Raw genomic sequence first — 26,994 nt, forward strand, 5'->3', positions numbered from 1 at the left:
CGCCGAACTGCTACGCGATCACTCTTACGCCCATGATCCCATCGGCTTCCGCTGCCGGCTCGAGCTGGTAGCCGAGGTTTGACTTGTTGTGCAGCCGACAGAGGGCTTCGAATTCTCGTTGGGTCAAGCCTTCGCCGATGTGCTTTCCGACCGGAACTCCATTGAAAGGGTCGTGACCGGCAGCCTCGTAAATGGCGCGCATGGACCACAAAGGATCGATGCCAACAGGGATGAACCTGTCGCCGAGCTCGCGGATTTTCCGGCCGACCCATTCGGGCGACGCAAACTTTGAAACGTCCGCCTGGTACGTCGTCACACCTGATTTTTCGCCACGCTTGTGAAGCGGTATAAAATCCTGATCAGAAGAGATTATGCAGATCGAGTCAGCTTCGTAATCGACGCAAGCGTCGACCGCTCGGATCGTAATCCGGGTGTCGACCTCCTTCTCGTCAAATGCCTTCAATCCCCATGAGTCGACGTAGATCTTGTAAAAACCTTCTTCCCAGCGGGATACGTTCGAGCCGCGCTTCATGCATTCAATGAAGTGCTCGAAGATGCTGTAATCCCGCGTGTCGCCGTGCACGTTTAGAATCCCGCTACCGATATCGGCGAGCTGTCGGCGCGCATTTGCACTTCCCTTATTGGCCTCCTTGCGGAGCCGCCATTCGATATCCTTGAGTGCGAGAGGGGCGTAGAACAACTCAATGCTAGGCTTGATGTCCACGACCTGTCGGATCAACCCAAGCTGATCGACTTCTTTCCGAAAAATCGCACGAATAAGGTCATTGCGAGCAATCCCGCCGTCGACCTCCCGGATGATCTTTTCATCGACCTTGGCGGACACAGTCTCGAGCAGGTAGTGGGCGAAACGGCTGGCAAGCATGCCGCTATCGAGTGGAATGCTCTGCTCCTTCATCCATCGCGTAAAGCCTAGGTATACGCCCTGCAAATCCACTAGGATGAGCACGTTGTGCTTTGTCGGTGGCTCTTTCAGAGATTGCGCGAACTGGTCGGCGAGACCAGCGCACGTGTCGTAGTATGACGACAGCCGATCTGGAGAGAAATTCCCGTCGGCGTCTGCCGCCTCACGAGGGTATTTCACCGAGAGATTTCCCTGTCCCATTTACTGATCCTTCGAAGCCGAACCGATCTTGGTACTGCTACGGACAAGATTCCGTTCGATCAAGTCAATGGACTGGTCCATCCTGCGCCCACCTCCGCCAGACAGCAGCATCTGACGAAAAAGGAGGACATCATGACCGAAACCGGACACGCGCTTCAGCTTTTCGATGACTACCTGCAACGAACCGCACGCGACACACTGCGCTGCGTTCCGCCCGGCGACGCCTACCTCGGGTTTCTCTGATTGGGTGGCTGGTGGACGAGCCCGTCGAAACTGCGTTACGCCTTCAACCTTCTAATATATTGAAATTGTATCTCTTTCGTTGCTCGAACCAATTCCGACGAGGTTCGCTCGGTTTGAGACGAAAGCCGCTCAGAGACCGAAAGTCGGGATTGCGGTAGTCTCTGTGGTTCGGTCTCCATCGCTAACTTCCTTTGAAATCAAAAGAACTTTCGACGCTCAGATCGGGATGTGGGGAGTTCGCAACTTGATAATGGCGGACAGAGCGGGATTCGAACCCGCGATACGCTCTCACGTATACACACTTTCCAGGCGTGCGCCTTCAACCACTCGGCCACCTGTCCGTTTGCCATCACACCGGCGGTTGGCCCGGTGGACTGGAGAGCGTTGCCGCTTTCCCCTGCCGGTGGACGCAAGGCCCGGCCGGAAGCGCCCGCGGTGCAAACCAGCGGACCGGCGGGATATATACTGATGAACTCGGCGGGATCAACCGATTTCTGACAGTTTTTTGACTTCATGTGAGCGGGGCCGCGGAAGGGCGGCATTGCACTTCACCGGTCCAGCGCCTATTTTTGCCGTAGTCAGGCAAATGCGGGTAAAGATTGCGCGCCTGCGAGCCGGCAAGCGGAGAAAGAAATGCGGCTTCTGCTGCGATTTGCGAGTTTTATTGCGCTGATTGCCGGCGTGCTGGTGGCATCTGTCGATGCCATTCAGTCGGTCTCGGCCTCCCAGCCGGTGCTGACGCCGCTGGCGTCGGCTCTGGCGGCCGTCGGCGGCTCGGCGCAGACACTGGTCCAATCGCTCGAAAAGCCGCATGCGGACTGGGCCTTGCTGGATGCCGTGATCGCATGGTCGTTGCGCCAGCCCGCCTTTGCCTTTTTCCTGCTGATCGCGCTGGTTTTCTGGGTGGTCGGCTACAAGCGTGCGCCGGCGGCCGGTCGGTTCTCAGCCTGAACGAACGGCACGCCGGCTGCCTTGGCCTTTGAGCAAAGTCTGAAATGCGGTGCCGGCCCCGAGACCGGATGATCGGCGATAGCGGGGCTTGCTGGTCGAGAGTTGAAAGGATGACACGATGTTCCTGACCGAAATGTTCAACAAGAAGACGGCGATGCCGGATGCCGGAAACGCCCTGCCGGGCAGGGACGCCGAAATTCCGACCGCCGAGGCGCATTATGTCAGCGGTCGGCCGTTGAAAGGCCCTTATCCAGCCGGTTCCAGGCAGGTTCTTTTCGGGATGGGGTGCTTTTGGGGCGCCGAACGGCTGCTCTGGCAAATCCCCGGCGTTCATGTCACGGCTGCCGGCTACTCCGGTGGTCTCACGAAAAACCCGACCTATCAGGAAACCACGACGGGACTGACCGGCCATGCCGAGGTGGTTCGCGTCGTCTATGATCCGACAGAGCTCTCCTTCGCCGAGCTTCTGAAGGTCTTCTTCGAGAATCACGATCCAACCCAGGGCATGCGCCAGGGCAACGACATAGGCACGACCTATCGCTCCGTCATCTATGTCGAGGACGATGAGCAAATGGCCGAGGCGCAGGCGGCGCGTGACGCGTTCCAGGCTGCGCTGCAAAAGGCCGGCCACGGCGGCAGGATCACCACGGAAATCGCCAGGGCCGGGGATTTTTATTTCGCCGATGCCGACCACCAGCAATATCTGGCGAAAAATCCCGGCGGCTATTGCGGCCTGCGCGGCACCGGCGTCAGCTGCGCCATCTGATATCGGCTCGCCGGAAACTTGCTTGAATTTCTGGAATGCCGCGCCCGAACAGGCGCGGCATTTTCGTGTGGAGGGCATGGCAAAAAGGTCGCAGTCCCCCTGAAGCATGGACTTGCAGGCAGTTCGGCGATTGAAACCGTGCGGAAAGTCGATTAGTAAACTTGACTATTATAAGCAAGTTTACTGGCGGCCACGCTGCCCGAGATCAGGCATGACCTTCCAACCGCGCATGAACAACAGGATATCCGGGTTTTCCGTCATCGGCGGCCTGAACCGGCGCGAATGGAATGGGATCGTCGCCGATCTCTGGGATGTCGAATGCGCGCCGGTCGCGGGCGGCTTCTATGTGGCCGATGATCCGCGGCTGTTCATCGTGCTCGATGCCAAGGGCGGCGGCCGGCGCAATATCCGGCTGCGCCGGACCCAGCAGGCGGTTGCCGAAGACGGCAGGCGGCAGGTGATCTCCTATATTCCCGCCGGCATGGAACTCTGGGCGGAGATGGTCGATGTCAATTATGTCCGTCATCTCGATCTGCATTTCAACGTCGAAACGCTGAGCCGCCGACTGATGGAAGACCTTGATCCGCGCAAGCTTGCCATGCCGCGCCTGCTGTTTTCCGAGCCGCGCTTCCTGGCGCTGGCGGAACTGATCGCGGCGGAATGCGTCAATCCGCAGCCCTTGCATGATCTCTATGGCGACGGCCTGTCGGTGGCACTATTCGTGGATGTCATGCGGCTTGGCCCGGTTCGCTCGCGCAAGCGCAGCGAACTGGCCTCATGGCAGTTGCGCCGGTCGATCGACTACATCGAGGAAAATTGCCTGCGCGGCATCCGGCTGGAGGAACTGGCCACTCTCACCGGCCTGTCGCAATCCTATTTCAGCCATGCGTTCAAGGCCTCGACCGGCCTGCCGCCGCATCAATGGCAGATGAAAGCCCGGATCGAGCGTGCCAAAAGCCTGATGCGCGGAGGCGATCTGCCGATGAGCGTCGTGGCCGCCGAAACCGGCTTTGCCGACCAGGCGCATTTCACCCGCGTCTTCCGGAAAACCGTGGGGGCGACACCGGCGACCTGGGCAAAAAGCCAGCGGCTTTGATCCCGCGCCCATTCGAAGCCGGAATATAGGCCAGAAACGTTCAATTTCCGCAGCCAGAGACAATCCCCACCGAAAAAGTTGAATTAACTACTCATCTTATTTCGTAAATTTTCCGGAGCGTATCCTGTCGATGGGGGCGGGGACGATCGGGTTCAGTTGGGGTGACGAACAGATGCAGATCAAGGCGACCGGTCTCTACAGGATAATGATGGCAAGCGCGGCGGTGACGGCAGTCGCGGTCCCGCACGCGGCCTGGGCGCAGGATGCGACGGCAGGCAATGCGACGCAGCTTGAACAACTGACGGTCCAGGGCGGCCAAGGTGGTGGCCAGGCGATGGAGCCTGTCGATGGCTACGTCGCGAAGACCACCGGCGCCGGCTCCAAGTCCGCCACCCCGATCTCTGAAATTCCCCAATCCATCTCGGTGGTCGGCCGCGAGGAGCTGGAAGATCGCGGCGTCGTGACCAAGATCGACGAGGCTCTGCGCTATACCGCCGGCGTTTCCACCGAACCCTTCGGTAGCGACCCGGATACGGACTGGTTCTATATCCGCGGTTTTGACGCCACCCAGACCGGTGTCTTTCTCGACGGCTTGAACCTTTTTTCCTTCGGCTTCGGCGGGTTCCAGACGGACGCCTACATGCTGGAGCGCGTCGAGGTGCTGAAGGGACCGGCTTCGGTTCTCTACGGTGGCGCCAATCCAGGCGGCATCGTCAATCTCATTCGCAAACGGCCGCAGGCGGAACCGGCCTATTCGACCGAGATCGGCATCAATAATTTCGGCAATGCCTTCTTCGGCTTCGACGCCAACGACAAGCTCAACGAGGACGGCACTGTCACCTACCGCGTAACGGGCAAGATTGCCGGCGGCGACAATTACAGCGACTATTCCGAAGACCTGCGCGGCTTCATCATGCCGCAGGTCACCTTCGCGCCGGATGATGCGACGAGCCTCACGCTTTATGCCATGGCGTCCGCGCTCGATCAGGTCCATGTCGGAAACGGATTTTTGCCCTATGCTGGCACCGTGACCGATGGCCCATTCGGCGGCAAGATCGATCGTGACTTCTTCTTTGGCGAACCCTACCACGATTTTGGCCGCTACGACCAGCAGATGATCGGCTACGAATTCTCGCACGAATTCGACAATGGCTGGAAACTGTCGCAGAATCTGCGTTACGCCCATGTCGATAAGGCCGAGGAGCTTGTCTATCCCTATGCTTTCAGTTCGGTACCGGGCAGTACAGACCTTGCCCGTCTTGGGTTCAAGCACGATACCAGCGTGGACAGTTTGAGTATCGACACACGCGGCGAGAAGGAATTTTCGACAGGCCCACTGGATCATACGCTGCTCGTTGGTATCGACTACAAGAACTTCAAACTCGATCAGACGCAGTCCTCCGCCTTTCCTGCGTCCGACCTCGATCCGACCGATCCTGAATACGGAAAGCCGTTTCCGACTTACGGTTCTCCCTACATCGATGGCGTTACGCGGATGCAGCAGGTGGGAATTTATGCCCAGGACCAGATCCGCTTCGGCGATGGATGGTTGGCGACGTTGAACGGTCGTTACGACTTCATCAACCTGAAGGGCGAATCGCGGCTTGTCGGCGGCGACTACGATACGAAGGACGAGCAACTGAGCGGTCGCGCAGGCCTGGCTTACGAGTTCGACAACGGACTGACACCCTATGTCAGCGCGGCGACGTTCTTCAATCCGTTGGCTGGTACGCGTCAGACCGACCCTGCCGATCCGTTCAATCCGTTGAAGGTCGCGCCGCTGATTGCGGAGGAAGGCGAACAGTACGAGGCCGGCATCAAGTACGAACCGACCTTCGTGGACGGTCTCCTGACGGCTTCGCTTTTCCACATCACCAAGCAGAATGCCCTCGTAACGAGCGGCCTGATCCAGGAGCAGGTGGGTGAAATCGAATCCAGAGGGCTGGAAATCGAAGGCAAGCTGAACATCAACCAGAACTGGAAGATATTGGCTTCCTATGCCTACACGGATATGGAAATCACCGAGGACGCAAACCCGGCATTTATCGGAAACCGGCCTTACCTGATCCCGGAACATCAGGCTTCCGTTTGGCTTGACTATCTTGTAACGGACGGCCCGATGGAAGGCGTCAGCGTCGGGGGCGGTTTGCGCTACCAGGGTGAATCTTTCGCTGATATGGCCAACACGGCCACGGTTCCGGATGCGGTCGTTGCCGATGCGGCGATCCGTTACGAAAAGAACGGCTGGGGTGCGGCGCTCAACGTGACCAATCTGTTCGACAAGGACTATGTCAAGGGTTGCCAGGGCATGTTCACCTGCGGCTACGGCGATCAGCGGACGATCACGCTGAAGCTCAGCAAGTCCTGGTAAGCCGGAAAATCTGCCTGGATAAAAACCCGCGACACTTCTGCGCCGCGGGTTTTTCATATGTGCAAGAGACGGAAAAAGGCGCTCGCATCCGACAAATCCGCCCGCAAAGCCAATGATTTTTGCAGCGTTTTGCCCGTTTACCTTTTTTTACCAACTGAAAAATTTCGGGTGAATTTTCGCCTGAGGCGTGCAAGGATGCGCCCCAGCCAGGCATCCCTCATGGGAGCGGTGGTTCCGCAGACATGTTCCCGAAGAGGAACTTGCGGGAGGACCCAATAAGATCAATAGCAACACAGGGCTGCACAATGAAAAAAACCCTTCTCGGTCTCCTTGCCTTCTCGATGATGTCCGCGACGGCGCTGGCCGCCGATATCAAGCCGGCGGTCATCTTCGATCTTGGCGGCAAGTTCGACAAGTCCTTCAATGAAGCGGCCTTCAACGGCGCGGAGAAGTTCAAGGCTGAAACCGGCATCGAGTACCGCGAATTCGAAATCGCCAACGACGCGCAGCGCGAGCAGGCGCTTCGCCGCTTTGCCGGCGACGGCAACAATCCGATCGTCATGGCCGGCTTCTCATGGGGCGCTGCTCTGGAAAAGGTTTCCGCCGAATATCCCGATACGAAGTTCGCCATCATCGACATGGTCACCGACAAGCCGAATGTGAAGTCGATCGTCTTCAAGGAACAGGAAGGTTCCTATCTCGTGGGCGTGATGGCCGCGATGGCGTCGAAGTCCAAGACGGTCAGCTTCATCGGCGGCATGGACATTCCGCTGATCCATAAATTCGCCTGCGGCTATATCGGCGGCGCGAAATCGGTCGGCCCCGAGGTCAAGGTTCTCGAAGCCTATACCGGCACGACGCCGGATGCCTGGAACGATCCGGTCAAGGGTGGCGAAATTGCCAAATCCCAGTTCGACCAGGGCTCGGACGTGGTCTATCACGCAGCCGGCGGCACGGGTGTCGGTGTCCTGCAGGCGGCGGCAGACGCCGGCAAGCTCGGCATCGGCGTCGATTCCAACCAGAACATGCTCCAGCCGGGCAAGGTTCTGACCTCTATGCTCAAGCGCGTCGATGTCGCCGTCTATGAGGCGTTCACCGATGCCAAGAACGACAAGTTCGAGTTCGGCATCTCCAATCTCGGTCTCAAGGAAGATGGCGTCGGCTATGCCGTCGACGAGAACAACAAGGCCCTGATCACCCCGGAAATGCAGGCTGCGGTCGACAAGGCCAAGGCCGACATCATTGCCGGCACGGTCGAGGTTCACGACTACATGTCGGACGAAGCCTGCCCCTATTGATCGTTTGATGGATTGAATGAAGAAGCCGCCGATCCTTTGAGATCGGCGGCTTTTTATTGGCAGCGCAGCCCACACCTCTCCGTCATGGTCGGGCGCGACCCGACCATCTGCTGGCCCCTCGATGTGACGAGAGGGTGATAGATCCTCGGGTCAAGCCCGATGACGGAGAATGCGAGGCGGTCTCTCGGTATCCAACAATTGGTCAAGATATGTGGCCGTTTGCGCTGCCGGGGAAAGCTGCAAGTTTTTGCGGCTCAGTAATGCGGCGGGCGGGTGTTTGCCGGCGCCTCGATGCTCTGTTCCTCCAGGTTGAGGAACCGCTCGGTCAGGCGGTCGAGCTTGGCGCGGGTCTGCTCCACGACCTTCCACTGCTCCGTCAACTGGTCCGAAAGCTCCTCGATGACCTTCGCCTGATGCGCGATCGTCTCCTCGAGCCGGGTGATGCGTTCGTGATCTTCGCTCATGATCTTCCTTGCCAGCCATTTTTGTGCAGGGCTTTCCCTAGCATATCCACATGAAGGATAAAGGCCGCAGAGCCGCGCTCTTGCCTTTCGCCGGCAAGCGGTTAAATCGCGCTGGACTCTCCTGGCCGAACTGGGAAGAGTAGGCGGCCTGCGATTTTTGGACTTCCGTGCCCGGATTTCGATGCTAAACTTATACCAATTGGTAAAAAAATCGACGCCTGGACCGCGACCCTTGGGAGCGTGAAGAACCGGGCCGACTTGGGGACATTGGTCAGCATGAGCGATATTGCCATCGAGTTGCGCGGCATCGACAAGAGCTTCGGCCTTGTCCATGCCAACAAAAACATCGACCTGACCGTCCGCAAGGGCACCATTCACGGGATCATTGGCGAAAACGGCGCCGGCAAATCGACGCTCATGTCGATCCTCTACGGCTTCTATCAGGCCGATCGCGGCGATATCCTCATCGATGGCAAGAAGGTGACCATCAAGGATCCGAATGCTGCCATCGCCAGCGGCATCGGCATGGTGCATCAGCATTTCATGCTGGTCGAAAATTTCACGGTGCTGGAAAACGTCATGCTCGGCGCCGAGGGCAGCCAGGTCCTCAATGCCAGCATTTCAAGGGCGCGCCTTGAGCTGAAGCGGCTGGAGCACGAATATGCGCTGGAGGTGAATCCGGATGCGCTGATCGAGGAATTGCCGGTCGGCCTGCAGCAGCGCGTCGAGATTTTGAAGGCGCTCTACCGCAAGGCCGATATCCTCATTCTCGACGAGCCCACGGGCGTTCTCACGCCCCCGGAGGCCGACCACCTGTTCCGCATCCTCGGCCAGTTGAAGGAGCAGGGAAAGACGGTGATCTTCATCACCCACAAACTGCGGGAGATCATGGCGATCACCGACGAGGTCTCGGTCATGCGCCGCGGCGAGATGGTGGCGACCCGCAAGACGAAGGAAACCTCGGTGGAGGAACTCGCCGAATTGATGGTCGGCCGCCGCGTCCTGCTGCGTGTCGACAAGGGCGAGGCCCATCCGGGTGAGGTCAAGCTCGCTGTAGAGGGCCTGACGGTGCGCGACAGCCGCGGCGTCACCATGGTCGACAATGTCTCCTTCAACCTGCGTGCCGGCGAAATCGTCGGCATTGCCGGCGTGGCCGGCAACGGCCAGTCGGAACTGCTGGAGGCGATTTCAGGCATCCGCAAGGCGGTCAGCGGCAAGGTCCTGCTCGGTGGCGCTGCCATCGACGTCACCGGCCATGCCGATCCCGCCGAACTGCGCGAGCGCGGCCTCGCCCATGTTCCGGAAGATCGGCACCATGTCGGCCTCGTCCTGAAATTCGAGGAAAGCGAGAACGGCATTCTCGGCTATCACCGCGACAAGCGCTATCTGAACGGCGCCTTTCTCGACATGAAGGCGATAAAGGCCGATGCCGAGGAGAAGATCAGGAAATATGACATCAGGCCGCCCAATCCGCGGCTGAAGACCGCCAATTTCTCCGGCGGCAACCAGCAGAAGATCGTCCTTGCCCGCGAAATGGAGCGCAATCCCGAAGTGCTGATCATCGGTCAGCCCACGCGCGGCGTCGATGTCGGCGCCATCGAATTCATCCACAAGCGGATCATCGAAATGCGCGACCAGGGCAAGGCGGTGCTTCTCGTTTCCGTCGAACTCGATGAAATCCGCGCTTTGTCCGACCGTATCCTCGTCATGTTCGCCGGCCGCATCGTCGGCGAGCGCGAACCGGATGCGACCGAAGGCGAATTGGGGCTCTTGATGGCCGGGATAGAGGAAAATCGGGAGGCCGCCGAATGAGCAATCCCTATGCGAAGCTGCCGGCCTGGGCGGAATATGGGCTCATCCCGCTGGTCAATCTCGTCGTCGCCTTCCTGGTGGCCGGGCTCGTCGTGCTTCTGGTCGGGGAAAATCCGCTGGAAGCCGCCTATCATATGGTCAACGGTGCTTTCGGCCGGGGCGAATATATCGGCTTCACGCTCTATTATGCCACGACCTTCATCTTCACCGGCCTCTCGGTGGCGGTGGCCTTCCATGCCGGGCTTTTCAATATCGGCAGCGAAGGACAGGCCTATATCGGCGGCATCGGTGTTGCACTGGTCTGCCTCTGGTTTGACGCGACCATGCCGTGGTTTATCGTCTTTCCGCTGGCGATCGTCGGATCGGCGCTGTTCGGGGCGCTCTGGGCTTTCCTGCCCGGCTGGCTGCAGGCAAAGCGCGGCAGCCATATCGTCATCACCACCATCATGTTCAATTTCATCGCCTCGAGCCTGATGGTCTATCTGCTCACCCGCGTCCTGAAGCCGCTCGGTTCGATGGCGCCGCAGACCCGCACCTTCGAGGCGGGCGGCCAATTGCCGAAGCTCGACTGGCTCCTGTCCATCTTCGGCCTCGATATCGGCAATGCGCCGTTCAACGTGTCCTTCCTTCTTGCACTGCTTGCCGCCTTTGCGGTCTGGGCGCTGATCTGGCGCACCCGGTTCGGCTATGAAATGCGCACCATGGGCCACAGCCCTTCGGCCGGGCGCTATGCCGGTATCAGCGAGACCCGCATCATCATCATCGTCATGATGATTTCCGGCGGCCTGGCCGGGATGATGGCGCTGAACCCGATCATGGGCGAGCAGTTCCGCATGCAGCTGGATTTCGTGCAGGGTGCGGGTTTCGTCGGCATCGCCGTGGCGCTGATGGGACGGTCGCATCCGGCCGGCATCATCCCGGCGGCGATACTCTTCGGCATGCTCTACCAGGGCGGCGCCGAGATTGCTTTCGAAATGCCGTCGATCTCGCGCGACATGATCGTCATCATCCAGGGCCTCGTCATACTCTTTGCCGGCGCGCTCGAAAACATGTTCCGCCCGGCGATCGGCCGTGCCTTCGCCGGGCTTGGCCGCCGGTCGGCTCCAGCCGTACAGACAGGGGGAGCCTGAGCCATGGACCTGTTCCAGACCATCATCGCGATCCTCGAATCGACCATCCGCGTCTCCGTGCCGCTGATCTTTGCGGCGCTGGGCGGGTTGTTCACCGAACGGGCGGGCGTGTTCGATATCAGCCTCGAGGGCAAGATGCTCGGAGCCGCCTTCGCGGCCGGTGCCGTTGCCGCCGTCAGTGGCTCCGTCATGGCCGGATTGCTGGCCGCCATCCTGATTTCGGTACTTCTGTCCCTCGTCCACGGCTATGCCTCGATCACCCAGCGCGGCAGCCAGATCGTTTCCGGCGTCGCCATCAATTTCGTCGTTGCCGGCTCCACCGTCATTCTCGGCGAAGCCTGGTTCCGCCAGGGCGGCCGCACGCCGGCGCTTTCAGGCGATGCGCGTTTCCAGACGGTGACCTTGCCCTTTGCCGAAGCGGTCAAGGACGTGCCGATCCTCGGGCCGATCTACTCGGACCTGCTTTCCGGCCACTTCATCCTCACCTATCTGGCCTTCGCCATGGTGCCGTTCAGCTGGTGGGTCCTCTACCGCACGCGGTTTGGCCTGCGCCTGCGCGCCGTCGGCGAAAATCCCGGCGCCGTCGATACGGCCGGCATTTCGGTGATCTGGCTGCGCTACCGCGCAGTCATCTGCGCCGGCATATTGTGCGGTTTTGCCGGGGCCTATCTATCACTTGCCATGAGCGCCGGCTTCGTCAAGGGCATGACCGCCGGCAAGGGCTATATCGCGCTTGCCGCGCTGATCTTCGCGAAATGGCGGCCGCTCAATATCATGCTCGCCTGCCTGCTGTTCGGCTTCCTCGATGCGCTGGCGATCCGGTTGCAGGGCAATCCGCTGCCGCTGATCGGCCAGGTGCCGGTGCAATTGATGCAGGCGCTGCCCTATATCCTGACCGTCATCCTGCTTGCCGGCTTCATCGGCAAGGCGATCCCGCCGAAAGCCGGCGGCATACCCTATGTGAAGGAGCGCTGACCATGGAAACCGAACTCTTCGAAGCGGCGCGCGAGGCCATGGCCAAGGCCCATGCGCCCTATTCCAAATTCCCTGTGGGTGCGGCCATTCGCGCCGAGGACGGGCAGATCTATACCGGCGCCAATATCGAGAACCTGTCCTTTCCGGAAGGCTGGTGCGCCGAAACCACGGCGATCAGTCATATGGTCATGGCCGGCCAGCGCAAGATCGTCGAGGTTGCCGTGATCGCCGAGAAGCTGGCGCTCTGCCCGCCCTGCGGCGGCTGTCGCCAGCGGCTGGCGGAATTTTCCGGCGCCAGCACCCGCATCTATCTCTGTGACGAAACCGGCGTGAAGAAGACGCTCGCCTTGTCCGATCTCTTGCCGCACTCGTTCGAGACCGAGATTCTCGGATGACCGCCGCTGCCGAGATGCTGAAGCAACGGCTTTCCGGCTTTTCTCCGCGCTACGGCATCGTGCTCGGCTCTGGCCTCGGCTCGCTTGTGGAGGCGGTGAGCGCGCCGCAGCGTATATCCTATGCGGATATTCCGAGCTTCCCGATCAGCGCTGTTTCCGGTCATGCCGGCGAACTGGTGGCGGGTACAATCGGCGGCGTGCCGGTGGTGGTGCTGTCCGGCCGCGTTCATTATTACGAGCGCGGCGATGCCAATGCGATGCGAGTGCCGATCGAAACCATGAAGGCGCTTGGGATCGAGACGCTGATCCTCACCAATTCCGCCGGTTCGCTCCGCGAAGACCTGCCACCGGGATCGGTGATGCAGATCACCGACCACATCAATTTCTCCGGCGCCAGCCCGCTGATCGGCGAGGAGAGCGATGCTCGCTTCGTCGGCCTGACCTCGGCCTATGATATCGAAATGGCCGCGCGCATGCGGGCCGCCGCCATCCAACTCGATATCCCGCTTGGCTCCGGCGTCTATATGTGGTTTTCCGGGCCGAATTTCGAAACCCCGGCGGAAATCCGCATGGCGCGCATTCTCGGTGCCGATGCGGTGGGCATGTCGACGGTGCCCGAGGTTATCCTGGCGCGGTTCTTCGGGATGAAGGTGGCGGCCGCGTCCGTCATTACCAATTACGGGGCGGGCATGACGGGCGGCGAACTCAGCCATCACGAGACCAAGGACATGGCACCGGTCGGCGGTCGGCATCTGGCGTCGATCCTGACGGAAATGATTTCTGCTTCGGCCTGAAAAGCCGAACCGGCCTTCGCATCTCATGACTTTGCCTCGCCGCTCCAAGTCTATAGAACAACCGTTCGTGATCGCGCTTTCGGTCGCGGCCCATCGTGAACAGCAATGGACGGACCAGATGATGCCCGAAGCCAATAATCGCCAGACCGCCGCACTCGCTCTGTCGCTGCTCGATCTCACCGACCTGACGGAGGATTGCACGCCGGCCGCCATCGAAAAACTCTGTGCCTCTGCCCGCACGGCGCATGGCAATACCGCGGCGATCTGCATCTGGCCGCGTTTCGTCGCCCAGGCCCGGTCGATCCTTGGAGCCAACAGCGCGGTAAAGATCGCCACCGTGGTGAATTTCCCCTCCGGCGGCCTGCCGGTCGAAACCGTTGTCGCGGAAACCCGCCAGGCAATTGCCGATGGCGCCGACGAGATCGATCTGGTCATCCCCTACCGCGCCTTCATGGCCGGGGACGAGCAGGCGGTGCGCACGATGATATCGGCAGTCCGCCAGGCCTGCCCGGCGCCGGTCTTGCTCAAGACAATCCTGGAAACCGGAGAATTGAAGGATCGCGACCTGATCCGCAATGCGTCCCATATCGCCATCCAGGAAGGCGCCGATTTCATCAAGACGTCCACCGGCAAGGTCCCCGTCAATGCGACGCTGGAGGCGGCCGATATCATGCTGACCTGCATCCGCGAGAGCGGCCGCAAGGTTGGCTTCAAGCCGGCCGGCGGCGTGCGCACCGTCGGCGATGCTCGTCTCTATCTCAACCTGGCCTCGACCATTCATGGCCCGGACTGGCCGATGCCTTCGACATTCCGCTTCGGCGCCTCCGGCTTGCTCACGGATATTCTCGCCGTGCTCGACGGTCGCGAGCCGGTCGCCGGTGCCACGGCCTATTGACGATGATCCCGCAGGAAATCATCCGGATCAAGCGCGACGGAGGCACGCTCGGAGGGGCGGAGATCGCCAGCTTCATCCACGGCCTCGCCGATGGATCGATTTCCGAGGGACAGGTGGCCGCCTTCGCCATGGCCGTCTGGTTTTCCGGCATGAGCCTTGACGAGACCGTGGCCTTGACGCTTGCCATGCGCGACAGCGGCGCCGTGCTCTCCTGGGCGGATATGGATCGCCCGGTCGCCGACAAGCATTCGACAGGCGGCGTCGGCGACAATGTCTCCCTGATGCTGGCGCCGATCGCCGCAGCCTGCGGCCTTGCCGTGCCGATGATTTCCGGCCGGGGGCTTGGCCATACCGGCGGTACGCTCGACAAGCTGGAATCCATCCCGGGCTATGACATCAAGCCCTCCGAGACGCTGTTCCGGCAGACGGTGAGGGAGGCCGGCTGCGCCATCATCGGCCAGACCGCGGACCTCGCCCCTGCCGACCGTCGCCTCTATGCCATCCGCGATGTCACGGCGACGGTCGATTCCGTGCCGCTGATCACCGCCTCCATCCTGTCGAAGAAGCTGGCCGCCGGGCTGCAATCGCTGGTGCTCGACGTCAAGATCGGCAGTGGCGCCTTCATGACCGGGCTTGAGGAGGCGGAAACGCTTGCTCGGTCCCTGGTTGGCGTCGCCAATGGCGCGGGCGTCCGCACAACGGCTTTGATCACCGACATGAACGAGCCCTTGGCGGATGCCGCCGGCAATGCTCTGGAAATCGAAAACTGCCTGGCGTTCCTGCGCGGCGAAAAGGCCGGGACCCGGCTTGAAACGGTGGTCTTGTCCTTTGCCGCCGAAATGCTCACGACGTCCGGCCTCGTGGCTGACCCTGCTGAAGCCATGCCTATTGCGCGTAGGGCGCTGAAGAGCGGTGCGGCGCTCGAACATTTCGGTCGCATGGTTCGGTGTCTGGGCGGGCCGGGCGATTTTGTCGAGCGTTCGCAATCCTACCTGGCAAAAGCGCCTGTCATCCTTCCCGTCAAGGCGGAGAGGGGCGGGTTCCTGGAGGCCTGCGATGCCCGTGCAATCGGCATGGAGGTCATCGCGCTTGGTGGTGGCCGCACCCGACCGGACGAGCCGATCGACCATCGCGTCGGATTCAGTGGTTTGAGACCGCTGGGTACGAAAGTCGAGGCAGGCGAACCCTTCGCCTTCGTCCATGCGGCAAGCGGGGATCAGGCCGAGAAGGCCCGCGCCCGGCTTGTCGAAATCTACGCGGTGGGCGACGAAACGCCCGCCGGGCGCCCCACGGTGCTTTCCAGGATCAGCGGTTGAGATGCAGGCTACCGCCTTCGACGCGGTAGGACGAGAGCTTGTTGAGGAAGCTCATGCCGATCAGCATGCCGGAGAGCGAGGTGTCGGGCAGCACCATTGCATCGACCTGCTTGACGGAAATGGTCCCGATCTCGACCCGATCGAGCACGACATGGGCGGCCTTGACCGTGCCGTTGGCCGTGTTGACCCTGGCGCGAAAGGACAGCGACCCCGTCGAAATTCCAAGCCGCCGCGCTGTGGAGAGGTTGATCGCCACAACGCTGGCGCCGGTATCCACAAGGCCGTTTTCCTTGCGCCCATTGACGGTGAAACTGCCGAAGAAATGGCCTCCGGCACTGGGCTTGAGCGAGACGCCTCGACCACCGGCATATGCGGCAGGACTCGTCTGCATGGGCTTGCTTTTCTCTTCCGGCTGAGGTCGCTCGAGATAGGATGTGGCAAGGCCCGGCAGCACCATGGCCGCCACGGCCACGCCAGCGGAAAAGACGGCCAATCGCAACAACATTCTGACCTCACCCCATTTGCCGATGAGGAAAAGCTAAGCACGAAGCGCACTAACAAGGCGCAAAAAGCGGCCCGAAAACGCGATCGCGCCAAAAGGATGTGAAAATCTGGTTAAGGAACAGATATCCTGCCGAAGCGCGCCTATTTCGTCCCGTACATCCGGTCGCCCGCATCGCCGAGCCCCGGCACGATATAGCCCTGCTCGTTGAGATGGCTGTCGATCGAGGCGGTGTAGACCGGCACGTCGGGATGAGCTTCCTGGAAATTACGGATGCCTTCGGGCGCTGCAAGCAGGCAGAGGAAACGCAGCCTGGTGGCGCCGCGCTCCTTCAGCTTGTCGATGGCCGCGATGGCGGAATTGCCGGTCGCCAGCATGGGATCGACGACGATGATCAGGCGTTCCGACAGGCCTTCGGGAGCCTTGAAGAAATATTCGACCGCCTCCAGCGTTTCATGGTCGCGGTAGACGCCGACATGCGAGACCCGCGCCGAGGGCACCAGTTCCAGCATGCCTTCGAGCAGGCCGTTACCGGCGCGGAGGATCGAGGCGAAGACCAGTTTCTTGCCCTCGAGCACCGGCGCCTGCATTTCCTGCATCGGCGTCTGAATGGTTTCCATCGTCAATTCGAGGTCGCGGGTGACCTCGTAGCAGAGCAGGGTGGAAATCTCGCGGAGCAACCGGCGGAAGCCTGCCGTCGATGTCTCCGCCTTGCGCATGATGGTCAGCTTGTGCTGAACGAGCGGGTGATTGATGACTGTAACGCCGTCCATGGCCAGGCCTCCTGCGCGATCCGGATTTAGAAACTCTTTTTTCATGGAAACGAGAGCGGCCGCAAGGCCCGGGCGGCGCTTTGCCCCGTCATCCCCAGCCCCGGCGGCTCAAATCGAGGCGAGCAGTCGGGCGCGTGTCGCCTCGTCGACGAAAGCCGCCTCGATCGCGGTGCGGGTCATGCCGTTGATCTCCTCGTCGGAAAATCCCATGACCTGCGAGGCGATCTCGTATTCCTGCCTGAGCGAGGTGTGGAAGAAGGGCGGATCGTCGGAATTCAGCGTCACCCGGCAGCCGGCCGCATGGAGCGCCGTGAGCGGATGCGAGGCGAAATCGGGGTAGACCTGCAGCGAAACGTTGGAGCCCGGACAGGTTTCCAGGACAACGCCTTCGCCGGCGATCCGCCGGACGAGGTCGGCATCCTCGATGGCGCGCACGCCGTGGCTGATGCGGGACGGGCGGACATGATCGAGCGCGTCGCGGACGCTGAAGGCGCCGGCCATCTCGCCCGCATGAATGGTGATGCCGAGGCCGGCATCGCGGGCTATGTCGAAAGCACGCGCGAAATCGGCGACGCTGTGCATGCGTTCCTCGCCGGCGAGATTGAAGCCGGTCACCAGCCCGTGCGCGCGTTTCGCCGCGTAGCGCGCCGTGCGCTCGGCAGCTTCAGCGCCCATATGCCGGATAATGGTGATGATCATCCGGCCCTCGATGCCGGTCTTTGCCTTCGCGGCTTCGATGCCGGCGGCAAGCCCTCGAATATAGGCGTCGCTGCCAATGCCGATCGTATTGCCATGATCGGGGGAGACGATGATCTCGCTGTAGATCGTGCCCGCTTCGGCAAGCTCGGTCAGATAGGCCTCGGCCAGCAGCGCATAATCCTCTTCGCTGCGAAATAGTTCGGCCACCGCGTCGTAGCATTTGAGGAAATGGCTGAAATCGGCCCAGACATAGGCGCCGTCTTCGATGAGGCCGCTCACATCGACATTATATTTGCGGGCCTGGGCAAGTGCGAGTGCCGGCGGCGCCGCGCCCTCGATATGGCAGTGCAGCTCGGCCTTTTTCAAATGTGCGGTCACAAAAAACTCCTTCCATGCAGTCCCAGCTCGATGCCCAAATGTCGGGCGACGGTTTCTCCTATGCCGGCAAACCCCGTGAGGACGCCAAGCGAGCGGGGCCGGATGCCGGGGCCGTAAACAAGGATCGGCACCCGTTCGCGCGTATGGTCCGTACCGCGCCAGGTCGGATCGCAGCCGTGGTCGGCGGTCAGGATGACGATATCGCCTGGCTTCAGCTTATCGTCGATCTCCGGCAGGCGCCTGTCGAAGGCCTCGAGCGCTGCGGCATAGCCCGGAACATCGCGCCGATGGCCGTAGAGCATGTCGAAATCGACGAAATTGGTGAAAACCAGGTCGCCGTCCCCAGCGTCGTCCATGGTTCTCAGTGTTGCGTCGAACAAGGCCATATTTCCATTCGCCTTGATCAGCCGGCCTATGCCCTGATGGGCAAAAATATCGGCGATCTTGCCGACCGCATGCACGGTTCGTCCAGCCTCCTTCAGCCGGTCGAGCAAGGTCGGCTCGGGTGGCGGCACCGAATAGTCGCGGCGATTGCCTGTCCGCTGAAAATCCTGCGGCGAGGTGCCGACGAAGGGCCGGGCGATGACGCGGCCGATATTGTACTCATCAAGCAGGCGGCGCACTATCAGGCAGAGTTCGAGCAGCCGCTCCAGCCCGAACGAGTGCTCGTGCGCGGCGATCTGAAAAACGGAATCCGAGGATGTATAGCAGATCGGCTTGCCGCTGCGCATATGCTCCTCACCATGCCGGGCGATGATATCGGTGCCTGAGGCATGGTAGTTGCCAAGGATGCCCGGCACATTGCCTTCCCGGCAGATGGCTTCGACAAGTTCGGGCGGAAAGGCATCGCCCTCGGCGGAAAAATAGCCCCAGTCGAAACGCACCGGCGTGCCGGCGATTTCCCAGTGGCCGGAGGGCGTATCCTTGCCGCGCGACACTTCGCTTGCGGCGCCGTAGAGCCCGGATAGCGTTTCCGGCATCGGCATGCCGGCGGGCAAACGGCCGGCTGCGAGCCTGGCGGCGTGCAGTAATCCGAGCGCCGACAGGTTCGGCAACAGCAGCGGCCCTTCGCGCAGGCCCGGCCTGTCGCCGGCCCCGGCCGCGCAGAACTCGGCGATATGCCCGAGCGTATCGGCGCCCTCATCGCCAAAACCGGCCGCGTCCGGCGCGCCGCCTATGCCGAAGGAATCGAGAACGAACAGAAAGGCACGCGCCATGAATTCCCCGCAAGGCTGCCGTCGTTTTTAAAGGCGACGGCAGATGGTTGTTGTCGCTCCACGCCCCTATGATGCGGCAAAGAAGGCGCGAAGATTTACGCCGCGCCGCGCCGGATTGCAAATGAGCACAAGCCGTCAGGCAGTGCGCGTCAGAACGCGCAATCGCTGCAGGTGCTCATATTGCCGATGCGCTGGCGAAAATAATAGGTCTTGGCAATATGAATCGGTTTTAAAGTCTTGTCGGTCATATCGGCCGCGAACAGCAGAATATCGTGGGGAACGTCGATCTCTGTACGCACGATGAAGTCGTTCGCGGCCGCGATATCGTCCGAAAACGTCACTGGGGTGCCTGGAATATAAGCGACGGAACCGGTCGGCTCGGAGGTCCCGGCCCAATTGCCGGACCAGCCACGCGACCAGACGACGACACCGACGCCCGGCGCCATGACCTTGATGCCCGTCACCTTCAATGTCGACCCGTTTTTCGGCTGGAAGGGGGCCATGACGCCCTTTACCACATTCGGCATGGCATTAAGCGAATTCTTGCTCCATTGGTCCTCCCGGGTGAGGATATCGGTGACGGTGCTGGCCGCACGTGCCACCTTGCGGGCGACACTGTAACCCAGTGTCAGTTCGAAGGATCCGAGATAGGCGGCGATCAGCAGTGGGACGATGATGGCGAATTCGACGCCGCCAGTGCCGCGCCGGTCCTTGAAGAAGGCGCGCAGAACGGCTGCCTTCCTCGAAAGTGCCCCGATGGAGTGACGGTAGGCGGTTTTCATCGTCATCCTCAATAGTTCTCGTTGACGAAGGTTGCCGTCGACACCATCAAGTAATCATGTGGCATGCTGCTGCCGGCAGGACGCAGATTGGTGACATAGGGGCGGACAAGATCGGTCGCGACGTCCCAGCGGTAAAAGGCCCGAAGCACATTGATCGATTTCGGTCCGCCGGGATCGAATTTGAAGCCGGTGGGATTGAAGTCGGACGAACGGTCCGATGACACTTTGCGCGGGATATCGGTCGGAATATCCGAAAACTTGTCATAGCTGCGCACGTCGATGAAGAGCTTGGAGGCAGTGGTGGCTTCGGTCGGCGAGCACGTCATTATTATGGCGATTTCGTCGCAGAACGCTCGCCGAAATACTTCTTGATCCATATCGGTCGCGGGATTGACCCCGGAGGTAATTTCACCGGTGCGGATCTTGCGAGCCATCGTCTCGGTGGCATTGGCAAGCAGTTGTTCGCCGGTAAAGGCCACGAATGTTTCAAGGGTTGCGAAAACGACGAGCATGAACGGAACGGCTAGGATAGCGAATTCGATTGCCGTCGCGCCGGTTCTTTCCCTGAACAGCCGCCGCAGCAGGCCCTTGCCGCCTGATGGCGCGGGGCCGGCTTTCTTTGCGGAAGTTTCGCTTTCGTATTTCAGCATCCGTCATGTCCACCAGCAGCCACACGATAAGGCAGTCTAGGAAATGACTGTTTATATTTCGTATGCAGATAATGGGACAATTCGAGTTGAGCGGCTTACCGTTTGGTAAGCATCAGGTGAGCAATCGGGCAGAAAGCCTCGCCCTTATTCCCGCAGGCATGACGATCGAACAGCCGCCGTCAGTTGCCGGAGGCGGATTTCCGCGCGGCATGCTCCTCGCAATTGGGTGTGCAGGACAGGACGGTACGGTTCGTCTGGCGGAAGACGCGTAGCGTATTGCCTTCGTCGATCGAGACCAGGATGCGTTCGTCGACGATCGCGTTGCCGTCGATATCGAGAATGACGAGATTGGTCGTGCCGAAGGAGCGGCCGGTGAGCACGATTGTCTTTGCATCGGCCACGGTGGCATCCGCGACGTCCGAATTGCCGATGATCACCTTGCTGATCGGCCGGTCCAGTTTGAGAACGCGCGCGTGATCCATGAAGACGCGCATCATTTCCTCGCCGGCGGAGGCCGGGTTTGCAAAAAACAGCGTGATAGCGGCAAAGCCTGCGAAGGCGGGTGCCAGCAGCCGGGTGCCGATGACCGAGTTTTGCAAGTTCATGACCGTTTCCTGATGATGCGGATGATTTAGCATCGCCGGTTTTGGTGAATGAAGCCTTAATGTTCGCGCGCAAAGCCGTGCCTTGGTCGCGCCCGCGCTGTCGACCATCTGCAAACTTCGATCGAAAGCGGGACATTGATGGTCCGTTTACTATGAAAGCCGCCATCCTTTGTTAACGGATGGGTAACTGTTTTCCTTAAGCCGATCGAAATTCACCCTGTGTAGGTTCGCTTCATCCGATCAACGGAAACAGTTGGCGGAAGTGCTGAACAACAAAGTGAAGTAGGAGAAATACATGACCAAGCTTTTTTCGCGTTTCATGAAGGACGAGTCCGGCGCTACCGCGATCGAATACGGCCTGATCGCAGCCCTGATCTCCGTTGCCCTGATCGCCGGCGCGACGACGCTGGGCGACCAGCTTAACACCACATTCGGCGAGCTCGCAGATGAGCTGGATACGGCAAACGACGCTCGTTAATCAGCGTTGAACGTCAAGCTAAACTGATTGACGATGCTGAAGGCCGCCTCCGAAAGGAGGCGGCCTTTTAATATCAACAGCTTGGCAGCAACGAATCCTTAATCCGATACTTGTAAATTCTGTGGGCTATACATTCTGCGTTCAATGTTGGGGAAACCATGACAGAGGCAGCCATATTTGTGGTATTTCCGCTTTGCCTCGCGATTGCGGCCTTTTCCGATCTCTTCACCATGACCATCCCTAACCGGGTTTCCGCCATTCTTCTCGGCGCCTTTGTGCTGGTAGCACCGCTCGCTGGCCTTGGCCTCGCGGGCATGGGCGTTCATCTGCTTGCCGGCCTGGCCGTCTTTGCGGCCTGTTTCGCGCTTTTCGCGCTCAATATCATGGGCGGCGGCGATGCGAAGCTCCTGACGGCGTCGGCGGTCTGGTTCGGCTTTAACAGCTCTCTGCTCGCATTCCTCGTCTATGTCTCCATCATCGGGGGCGCTTTGACGCTTTTGATCCTGGCGATGCGCAAGCGGGAAAACACGATCCTTGCCACCGGCCTGCCAGTGCCCCATCTGCTATTCACTGCTCAGAAAGTCCCCTATGGCATTGCCATTGGTATTGGCGGCTTCCTGGCCTATCCGTCGTCGCCGCTGATGCAGGCGGCGCTCGCCCAAATCCATTAATATCTCTGTGCCGTCTTGAACGCATGCGCGCCGGCCGGCGCGCCGTTTCGCGTCTGTGTTGTGTTCTTGTGGCGCAAATTCTTTGTTAACCACGAATGTAAGCGGTCCGTTAACTATAATTACACCAATTCCGATCATTCTCTTTCCAGCATAGTCTCGGGGTGCAGGGAAAGATCATGAAGCCGGTGCGTGTTATCATTTTGGCGGTTGCCGTCGTCTCGGCGGGATTGGCTGGATTTCTGGCACTCAAGCTGACCAGCGGCAAGGGCGGTTCTTCCGCCGAGCCTGTGGTCGAGCGCGCACCGGTGGTCAATGTCCTGGTCGCCAGCAAGAGCCTGCCGGTCGGCTCGCGGCTCAATGCCGATTCCATACACTGGGTTTCTTGGCCGAAGGACGGCATCGTCGATGGCCTTATCACGGAAGAAGCGCGACCGGGCGCCGTAACCGATCTCGAGGGCGTCGTCGTGCGCCTGCCGATCTTCAACGGCGAGCCGGTGCGCCAGGAAAAGATCGCCGATGCGTCGAGCCGCATCATGTCGTCGCTGCTTCCCGCCGGCAAGCGCGCCGTGGCCACCGAAATCACGGTCGCCACCGGCGCCGGCGGCTTCATCCTTCCGAACGACCGCGTCGACGTGATCATGGTGCGAAAGGGCGCGGAAGACACCTTCCTCACCGAAACCGTGCTCAGCAATGTCCGCGTGCTCGCCATCGACCAGCAGATCGAGGAACGGGAAGACGGTGGCAAAACGGTCGTCGGAACCACCGCCACACTGGAACTCACGCCCGATCAGTCGCAGGTCATGGCGGTCGCCCAGCAGATGGCCGAGCGCCTGTCGCTGGCGCTGCGCAGCATTGCCGACGCACAGGAGCCCGATACCAGTGCCGCCGATTACCTGCTGAGCGGCGACGGGCGGCCCTCCATCCAGGTCATCAAATCGGGTTCCATCGTCGCCAGCGACGAAAATACCTCCTCGATCGAGGCGAGATAATGTGTGAGCGGGAGCGAAACATGAACCGGGTCGGAAACAAACTTCGTAGCTCCGTCGCGGGCGGACTGGCCTTCTGTCTGGCTTTCTGCGGCCTGCCCATCCAGCCATCGACCGCCGAGGCTGCATCGCAATCGGTGGTGCGCATCGTGGAGAGCGGACCCGGCGTGAAGAAGACCATCAAGCTCGGACTGAACAAGGCGGTCGTGGTCGATCTTCCCTCCGACGCCCATGATATCCTTGTGGCTGATCCTGCCCTTGCCGACGCGGTAACCCGCACGTCGCGGCGCATCTATCTGTTTGGAAAATCCGTCGGGCAGACGAATATTTTCGTCTTCGGCCCGAACGGCGAGGAGATCGTTAGTCTCGACCTGGCGGTAGAGCGCGATATCGCCGGCCTCGAGGACAATCTGCGGCGCTTCGTGCCGGATTCCGACATCAGGGTCGAAATCGTCTCCGACAACATCGTTTTGACAGGCACCGTGCGCACACCGCTTGACGCGACCCAGGCCGAAGCACTCGCCAGGGCCTTCATTCAGGGTGGTGAGGCCACGACCCGCAACATCACCGCGCAGGGCAATAACGGCGACGCGGACATTTTCGCGGAGGATCGCCAGCAATCCCAGATCGTCAACCTTCTGGTCATCGGCAGCGAAGACCAGGTCATGCTGAAGGTCACGGTGGCAGAAGTGTCCCGCCAGGTGCTGAAGCAGCTTGGTTTCAGCGGCTCGATCCGCAGTTCCACCAGCGGCGACGGCATCACCTTCCGCAATCCTTCGAACCTGGGCAATGCGGTCAACGCGATCTCGTCGGCCGTCACCGGCAGCATCGGCTCCGGCTCGATGGGCTTTGCCAGTTATTTCAATGCGATGGAGCAGGCGGGCGTGATGCGCACGCTAGCCGAACCGAGCCTTACGGCGATTTCCGGCAAGAAGGCGAGCTTCTCCGTGGGTGGCGAATATCGCCTGCCCTCCGAACAGGAAGTCGATGAGGACGGCGCGATAAACCGGACCACCGAGACCGTGGAATACGGTATCGGCCTTGATTTCACCCCGGTGGTGCTCGGTCCGGGCCGTATCAGCCTGGACATCTCCACCGAAGTCTCCGAGCCTACCTTCGAAGGGTCGGTGGTCAACGCCAATGCCGTTAACGTTCCCGGCCAGACCTATATGTCGATCCGCCGCCGCCGGGCCTCTACCAGTGTCGAGCTTCCTTCGGGCGGCTCGATCGTCATCGGCGGCCTCGTGCAGGACAATATTCGCCAGGCCATGTCCGGCCTTCCGGGTGCCAGCAAAATCCCGGTTCTGGGCACGCTGTTCCGCTCGAAGGATTTCGTCCGCAACGAAACCGAGCTCGTCATTATCGCGACGCCCTATCTGGTGCAGCCGGTGGCGCGCTCCGCCATTTCCCGTCCGGACGATAATTTCAATCCGACCGACGATCTCTCCAGCTTCTTCCTCGGCGAGGTCAATCGCATCTACGGCAACCGCCAGGCCGCCCCCGTCGGGCAGTATCACGGCAATGTCGGCTTCATCTACAAATAGGCGGGAACGGACATGAGCAATCAGATCATCCTGGACCCTCTGACAAAAAGGCACTCGACCATGCGGCCACATATCCCGACCGGTCCGTTTCGTTTCGCACGCCTGGCGGCGGTCGGCCTCGTTCTTGTGGCAGGCACGAGCCTTGCCGGCTGTGCCAACCGGGACAATTTGTCCACGGGCGCCTTGCCCGACGATTACCGCACCCGCCATCCGATCGTGATCGCCGAAGCCGAACATTCGATCGATATTCCCATTGCCTCCGGCGACCGACACCTGACTAAGGGGGCGCGCGACGTCATCCGCGGCTTCGCATCGCGCTATACCAATTCCTCCACCGGCACGGTTCGGATTCTCCTGCCCAGCGGCTCCGTCAACGCCCATGCGGCCTCGGTGCTTCGCCGGGAAATCCGCAACGTGCTGGTTGAAACCGGCATTCCGGCGGCGCGGCTGGTCGAGGTCAGCTATCAGGCGGGAGCGACCGGCGACGCCGCACCGATCCGGCTGAGCTATATGGCCATCACGGCGCAGACGGAACCTTGCGGGAACTGGCCGGCGGACCTGGTGACCAATACCGTGCAGAACCGCAATTACGAGAATTTCGGGTGCGCGTCACAGGCAAACCTCGCTGCCATGGTCGCCGAGCCGATGGATCTGATCGGACCGCGCCAGATGTCGCCGATCGACGCCGTTCGGCGCGGCCAGGTGATCAAGGACTACCGCGGCATCAAGACTGCAGACTAGGCACCAGGCATCGACATAACCCACGGGTTTGACGGGACAGAACAATGAGCGCGATTGAGTACGAGATCGAGACCGGTACCGGAGAGACGGATGGTATCAATGATGTCATGCGCCCAGGCGAAGTCGATCACCTGCGACCGCTGCCGCGGATATCCGTGCATGCCTTCTGCGAGACGGAAGGCCTGTTGCGGGTGATGGAGCGTTGCGGCCAGGACCGGCGGATGAGCAAGGTCTCCTTCCGCATCAATAGCGGTTCGATCGCCGCCGCCGCCAACATGTTCTCGACGACGCCGACGCCGAACCTCATCATCCTCGAGACAGCGACCGAGCCGCGCCTGCTGATGGAGGAACTGGCACCGCTCGCGGCCGTCTGTGATCCCAGCACCAAGGTCATCCTGATCGGCCGCTACAACGATATTCCGCTCTATCGCGAACTGATACGCAACGGCATCTCCGAATATATCGTCGCGCCGGTGAGCATGCCCGATATTCTCGGAGCCATCGCCTCGATTTTCGTCGATCCGGAAGCCGAGCCCCTCGGCCGCTCGGTGGCCTTCATCGGCGCCAAGGGCGGTGTCGGCTCCTCGACACTGGCCCATAATTGCGCCTGGGGAATTTCCAACCTGTTTTCCACCGAGGTCGTGCTTGCCGATCTCGACCTGCCCTATGGCACCGCCAACATCAATTTCGATCAGGACCCGCCGCAGGGCATTTCCGAGGCTGTGTTCTCGCCGGAGCGGCTCGACGAGGTCTTCCTCGATCGCCTGCTGACCAAATGCTCCGAGCATCTGTCGCTGCTGACGGCGCCCTCCATGCTCGACCGGCCCTATGATTTCGACGCCACGGCCTTCCAGCCGCTGATGGAAATCCTGCAGCGCAACGCGCCGGTCTCGGTGCTCGACGTGCCGCATCTCTGGGCGGACTGGACGCGCACCGTGCTTGCCGATGCCGACGAGGTGGTCGTCACCGCCGTGCCGGATCTCGCCAATCTGCGCAATGCCAAGAACCTCTTCGATTCGCTCAAGAAGATTCGTCCGAACGACAAGATGCCGCATCTGGTGCTGAACCAGGTCGCCATGCCGAAGCGCCCGGAAATTTCGCCGAGCGATTTCTGCGATTCGCTCGAGATCGAACCGGTGGCGATCATTCCCTTCGACGCCATGCTGTTCGGCAATGCGGCCAATAGCGGCCGGATGATCGCCGAGATCGACAAGAAAGCGCCGACGGCCGAGACCCTCTCGCAACTCGCCCATCTGCTCACCGGCCGCACCACCGCCAAGAAGGCGAAAAAGAGCGGGCTTGGCAAGATGATGGAAATTCTTGGGCGTAAGTAACTGGC

27 protein-coding genes and 1 tRNA gene are annotated in these 26,994 nt (G+C 60.8%); 18 read left to right on the forward strand and 10 right to left on the reverse strand.

The window, feature by feature from the left end:
• Window positions 1-10: 10 nt before the first annotated feature.
• Together ASD31_RS19045 and ASD31_RS19055 are read right to left on the reverse strand one after the other, a co-directional pair.
• On the reverse strand, window positions 11-1,123 hold the full coding sequence (locus tag ASD31_RS19045) for an NYN domain-containing protein (RefSeq protein WP_056337549.1): 1,113 nt from the start codon (window positions 1,121-1,123) through the stop codon (window positions 11-13).
• A gap of 494 nt (window positions 1,124-1,617) precedes the next feature.
• A tRNA-Ser gene (locus ASD31_RS19055) sits at window positions 1,618-1,707 on the reverse strand.
• Window positions 1,708-1,999: 292 nt separating this feature from the next.
• Here ASD31_RS19055 and ASD31_RS19060 point away from each other — a divergent pair.
• From ASD31_RS19060 to ASD31_RS19080, 5 genes are all read left to right on the forward strand, one after another.
• Window positions 2,000-2,317: a hypothetical protein gene (locus ASD31_RS19060; protein WP_056337555.1), complete on the forward strand. Its 318-nt coding sequence runs from the start codon at window positions 2,000-2,002 to the stop codon at window positions 2,315-2,317.
• Window positions 2,318-2,435: 118 nt separating this feature from the next.
• Window positions 2,436-3,083: a peptide-methionine (S)-S-oxide reductase MsrA gene (gene msrA / locus ASD31_RS19065; protein WP_056337558.1), complete on the forward strand. Its 648-nt coding sequence runs from the start codon at window positions 2,436-2,438 to the stop codon at window positions 3,081-3,083.
• Window positions 3,084-3,294: 211 nt separating this feature from the next.
• The gene (locus tag ASD31_RS19070) at window positions 3,295-4,179 is read left to right on the forward strand and encodes a helix-turn-helix domain-containing protein (RefSeq protein ID WP_056337561.1); all 885 of its coding nucleotides are present in this window, start codon (window positions 3,295-3,297) and stop codon (window positions 4,177-4,179) included.
• 172 nt (window positions 4,180-4,351) lie between these two features.
• Window positions 4,352-6,550 (forward strand): TonB-dependent siderophore receptor, encoded by a 2,199-nt coding sequence (locus tag ASD31_RS19075; RefSeq protein WP_056337565.1) that lies wholly within the window; start codon window positions 4,352-4,354, stop codon window positions 6,548-6,550.
• 305 nt (window positions 6,551-6,855) lie between these two features.
• On the forward strand, window positions 6,856-7,848 hold the full coding sequence (locus ASD31_RS19080; RefSeq protein ID WP_056337569.1) for a BMP family lipoprotein: 993 nt from the start codon (window positions 6,856-6,858) through the stop codon (window positions 7,846-7,848).
• Between the two features lie 254 nt (window positions 7,849-8,102).
• Here ASD31_RS19080 and ASD31_RS19085 read toward each other — a convergent pair whose 3' ends face one another.
• Window positions 8,103-8,312, reverse strand: coding sequence for a SlyX family protein (locus ASD31_RS19085; RefSeq protein ID WP_056337572.1), 210 nt, complete (start codon window positions 8,310-8,312; stop codon window positions 8,103-8,105).
• 276 nt (window positions 8,313-8,588) lie between these two features.
• Between ASD31_RS19085 and ASD31_RS19090 the strand changes: the two genes are divergently transcribed.
• The 7 genes from ASD31_RS19090 (at window position 8,589) to deoA (ending at window position 15,629) form a co-directional block, all read left to right on the forward strand.
• The gene (locus ASD31_RS19090) at window positions 8,589-10,124 is read left to right on the forward strand and encodes an ABC transporter ATP-binding protein (protein WP_056337575.1); all 1,536 of its coding nucleotides are present in this window, start codon (window positions 8,589-8,591) and stop codon (window positions 10,122-10,124) included.
• Window positions 10,121-11,254: an ABC transporter permease gene (locus ASD31_RS19095; RefSeq protein WP_056337579.1), complete on the forward strand. Its 1,134-nt coding sequence runs from the start codon at window positions 10,121-10,123 to the stop codon at window positions 11,252-11,254. Before ASD31_RS19090 ends, ASD31_RS19095 begins: the two co-directional genes overlap by 4 nt.
• A 3-nt stretch (window positions 11,255-11,257) precedes the next feature.
• Complete coding sequence (locus ASD31_RS19100) at window positions 11,258-12,229, forward strand: ABC transporter permease (protein ID WP_056337583.1); 972 nt, start codon at window positions 11,258-11,260, stop codon at window positions 12,227-12,229.
• A gap of 2 nt (window positions 12,230-12,231) precedes the next feature.
• Window positions 12,232-12,624, forward strand: a complete 393-nt coding sequence (locus ASD31_RS19105) for a cytidine deaminase (protein WP_056337584.1) — start codon at window positions 12,232-12,234, stop codon at window positions 12,622-12,624.
• Window positions 12,621-13,418, forward strand: a complete 798-nt coding sequence (locus tag ASD31_RS19110; RefSeq protein ID WP_056337587.1) for a purine-nucleoside phosphorylase — start codon at window positions 12,621-12,623, stop codon at window positions 13,416-13,418. Before ASD31_RS19105 ends, ASD31_RS19110 begins: the two co-directional genes overlap by 4 nt.
• A gap of 121 nt (window positions 13,419-13,539) precedes the next feature.
• Window positions 13,540-14,313, forward strand: coding sequence for a deoxyribose-phosphate aldolase (gene deoC / locus ASD31_RS19115; protein ID WP_056338221.1), 774 nt, complete (start codon window positions 13,540-13,542; stop codon window positions 14,311-14,313).
• Window positions 14,310-15,629, forward strand: a complete 1,320-nt coding sequence (gene deoA / locus ASD31_RS19120; RefSeq protein ID WP_056337590.1) for a thymidine phosphorylase — start codon at window positions 14,310-14,312, stop codon at window positions 15,627-15,629. Before deoC ends, deoA begins: the two co-directional genes overlap by 4 nt.
• On the opposite strand, the gene ASD31_RS19125 is transcribed toward deoA, so the two are convergent.
• From ASD31_RS19125 to ASD31_RS19155, 7 genes are all read right to left on the reverse strand, one after another.
• Window positions 15,619-16,134: a TIGR02281 family clan AA aspartic protease gene (locus ASD31_RS19125; protein WP_056337593.1), complete on the reverse strand. Its 516-nt coding sequence runs from the start codon at window positions 16,132-16,134 to the stop codon at window positions 15,619-15,621. The two genes, deoA and ASD31_RS19125, sit on opposite strands and share 11 nt — an antisense overlap.
• A 140-nt stretch (window positions 16,135-16,274) precedes the next feature.
• The gene (gene upp, locus ASD31_RS19130) at window positions 16,275-16,904 is read right to left on the reverse strand and encodes a uracil phosphoribosyltransferase (RefSeq protein ID WP_056337596.1); all 630 of its coding nucleotides are present in this window, start codon (window positions 16,902-16,904) and stop codon (window positions 16,275-16,277) included.
• A gap of 108 nt (window positions 16,905-17,012) precedes the next feature.
• Window positions 17,013-17,981: an adenosine deaminase gene (locus tag ASD31_RS19135; protein WP_056337597.1), complete on the reverse strand. Its 969-nt coding sequence runs from the start codon at window positions 17,979-17,981 to the stop codon at window positions 17,013-17,015.
• Entirely contained in the window at window positions 17,978-19,198 is a 1,221-nt protein-coding gene (locus ASD31_RS19140; protein WP_056337600.1) for a phosphopentomutase, read from the reverse strand. Before ASD31_RS19140 ends, ASD31_RS19135 begins: the two co-directional genes overlap by 4 nt.
• 149 nt (window positions 19,199-19,347) lie before the next feature.
• Window positions 19,348-19,986 carry a TadE/TadG family type IV pilus assembly protein gene (locus ASD31_RS19145; protein ID WP_244483905.1) on the reverse strand — a complete coding sequence of 213 codons (639 nt, stop codon included), beginning with the start codon at window positions 19,984-19,986 and terminating at the stop codon, window positions 19,348-19,350.
• Between the two features lie 2 nt (window positions 19,987-19,988).
• Window positions 19,989-20,630 carry a TadE/TadG family type IV pilus assembly protein gene (locus ASD31_RS19150; RefSeq protein WP_056337603.1) on the reverse strand — a complete coding sequence of 214 codons (642 nt, stop codon included), beginning with the start codon at window positions 20,628-20,630 and terminating at the stop codon, window positions 19,989-19,991.
• Window positions 20,631-20,809: 179 nt separating this feature from the next.
• Window positions 20,810-21,235 (reverse strand): pilus assembly protein N-terminal domain-containing protein, encoded by a 426-nt coding sequence (locus ASD31_RS19155; RefSeq protein WP_082520631.1) that lies wholly within the window; start codon window positions 21,233-21,235, stop codon window positions 20,810-20,812.
• A 295-nt stretch (window positions 21,236-21,530) separates the two neighbouring features.
• Here ASD31_RS19155 and ASD31_RS19160 point away from each other — a divergent pair, with 295 nt between their 5' ends.
• The 6 genes from ASD31_RS19160 to ASD31_RS19185 all read left to right on the forward strand — a co-directional run bounded on the left by ASD31_RS19160 (window position 21,531) and on the right by ASD31_RS19185 (window position 26,989).
• Window positions 21,531-21,713 (forward strand): Flp family type IVb pilin, encoded by a 183-nt coding sequence (locus ASD31_RS19160; protein ID WP_056337606.1) that lies wholly within the window; start codon window positions 21,531-21,533, stop codon window positions 21,711-21,713.
• Window positions 21,714-21,871: 158 nt separating this feature from the next.
• Complete coding sequence (locus ASD31_RS19165; RefSeq protein ID WP_056337610.1) at window positions 21,872-22,384, forward strand: prepilin peptidase; 513 nt, start codon at window positions 21,872-21,874, stop codon at window positions 22,382-22,384.
• 176 nt (window positions 22,385-22,560) lie between these two features.
• The gene (gene cpaB, locus ASD31_RS19170) at window positions 22,561-23,373 is read left to right on the forward strand and encodes a Flp pilus assembly protein CpaB (protein ID WP_056337613.1); all 813 of its coding nucleotides are present in this window, start codon (window positions 22,561-22,563) and stop codon (window positions 23,371-23,373) included.
• A 20-nt stretch (window positions 23,374-23,393) separates the two neighbouring features.
• Complete coding sequence (locus tag ASD31_RS19175) at window positions 23,394-24,914, forward strand: type II and III secretion system protein family protein (protein ID WP_056337617.1); 1,521 nt, start codon at window positions 23,394-23,396, stop codon at window positions 24,912-24,914.
• A 60-nt stretch (window positions 24,915-24,974) separates the two neighbouring features.
• Complete coding sequence (locus ASD31_RS19180; RefSeq protein ID WP_413813825.1) at window positions 24,975-25,655, forward strand: CpaD family pilus assembly protein; 681 nt, start codon at window positions 24,975-24,977, stop codon at window positions 25,653-25,655.
• Window positions 25,656-25,699: 44 nt separating this feature from the next.
• Window positions 25,700-26,989, forward strand: coding sequence for an AAA family ATPase (locus tag ASD31_RS19185; protein WP_056337618.1), 1,290 nt, complete (start codon window positions 25,700-25,702; stop codon window positions 26,987-26,989).
• Window positions 26,990-26,994: the final 5 nt, after the last annotated feature.

The sequence above is a fragment of the Rhizobium sp. Root482 genome (genome assembly GCF_001426565.1).
GTDB lineage: Bacteria > Pseudomonadota > Alphaproteobacteria > Rhizobiales > Rhizobiaceae > Pararhizobium.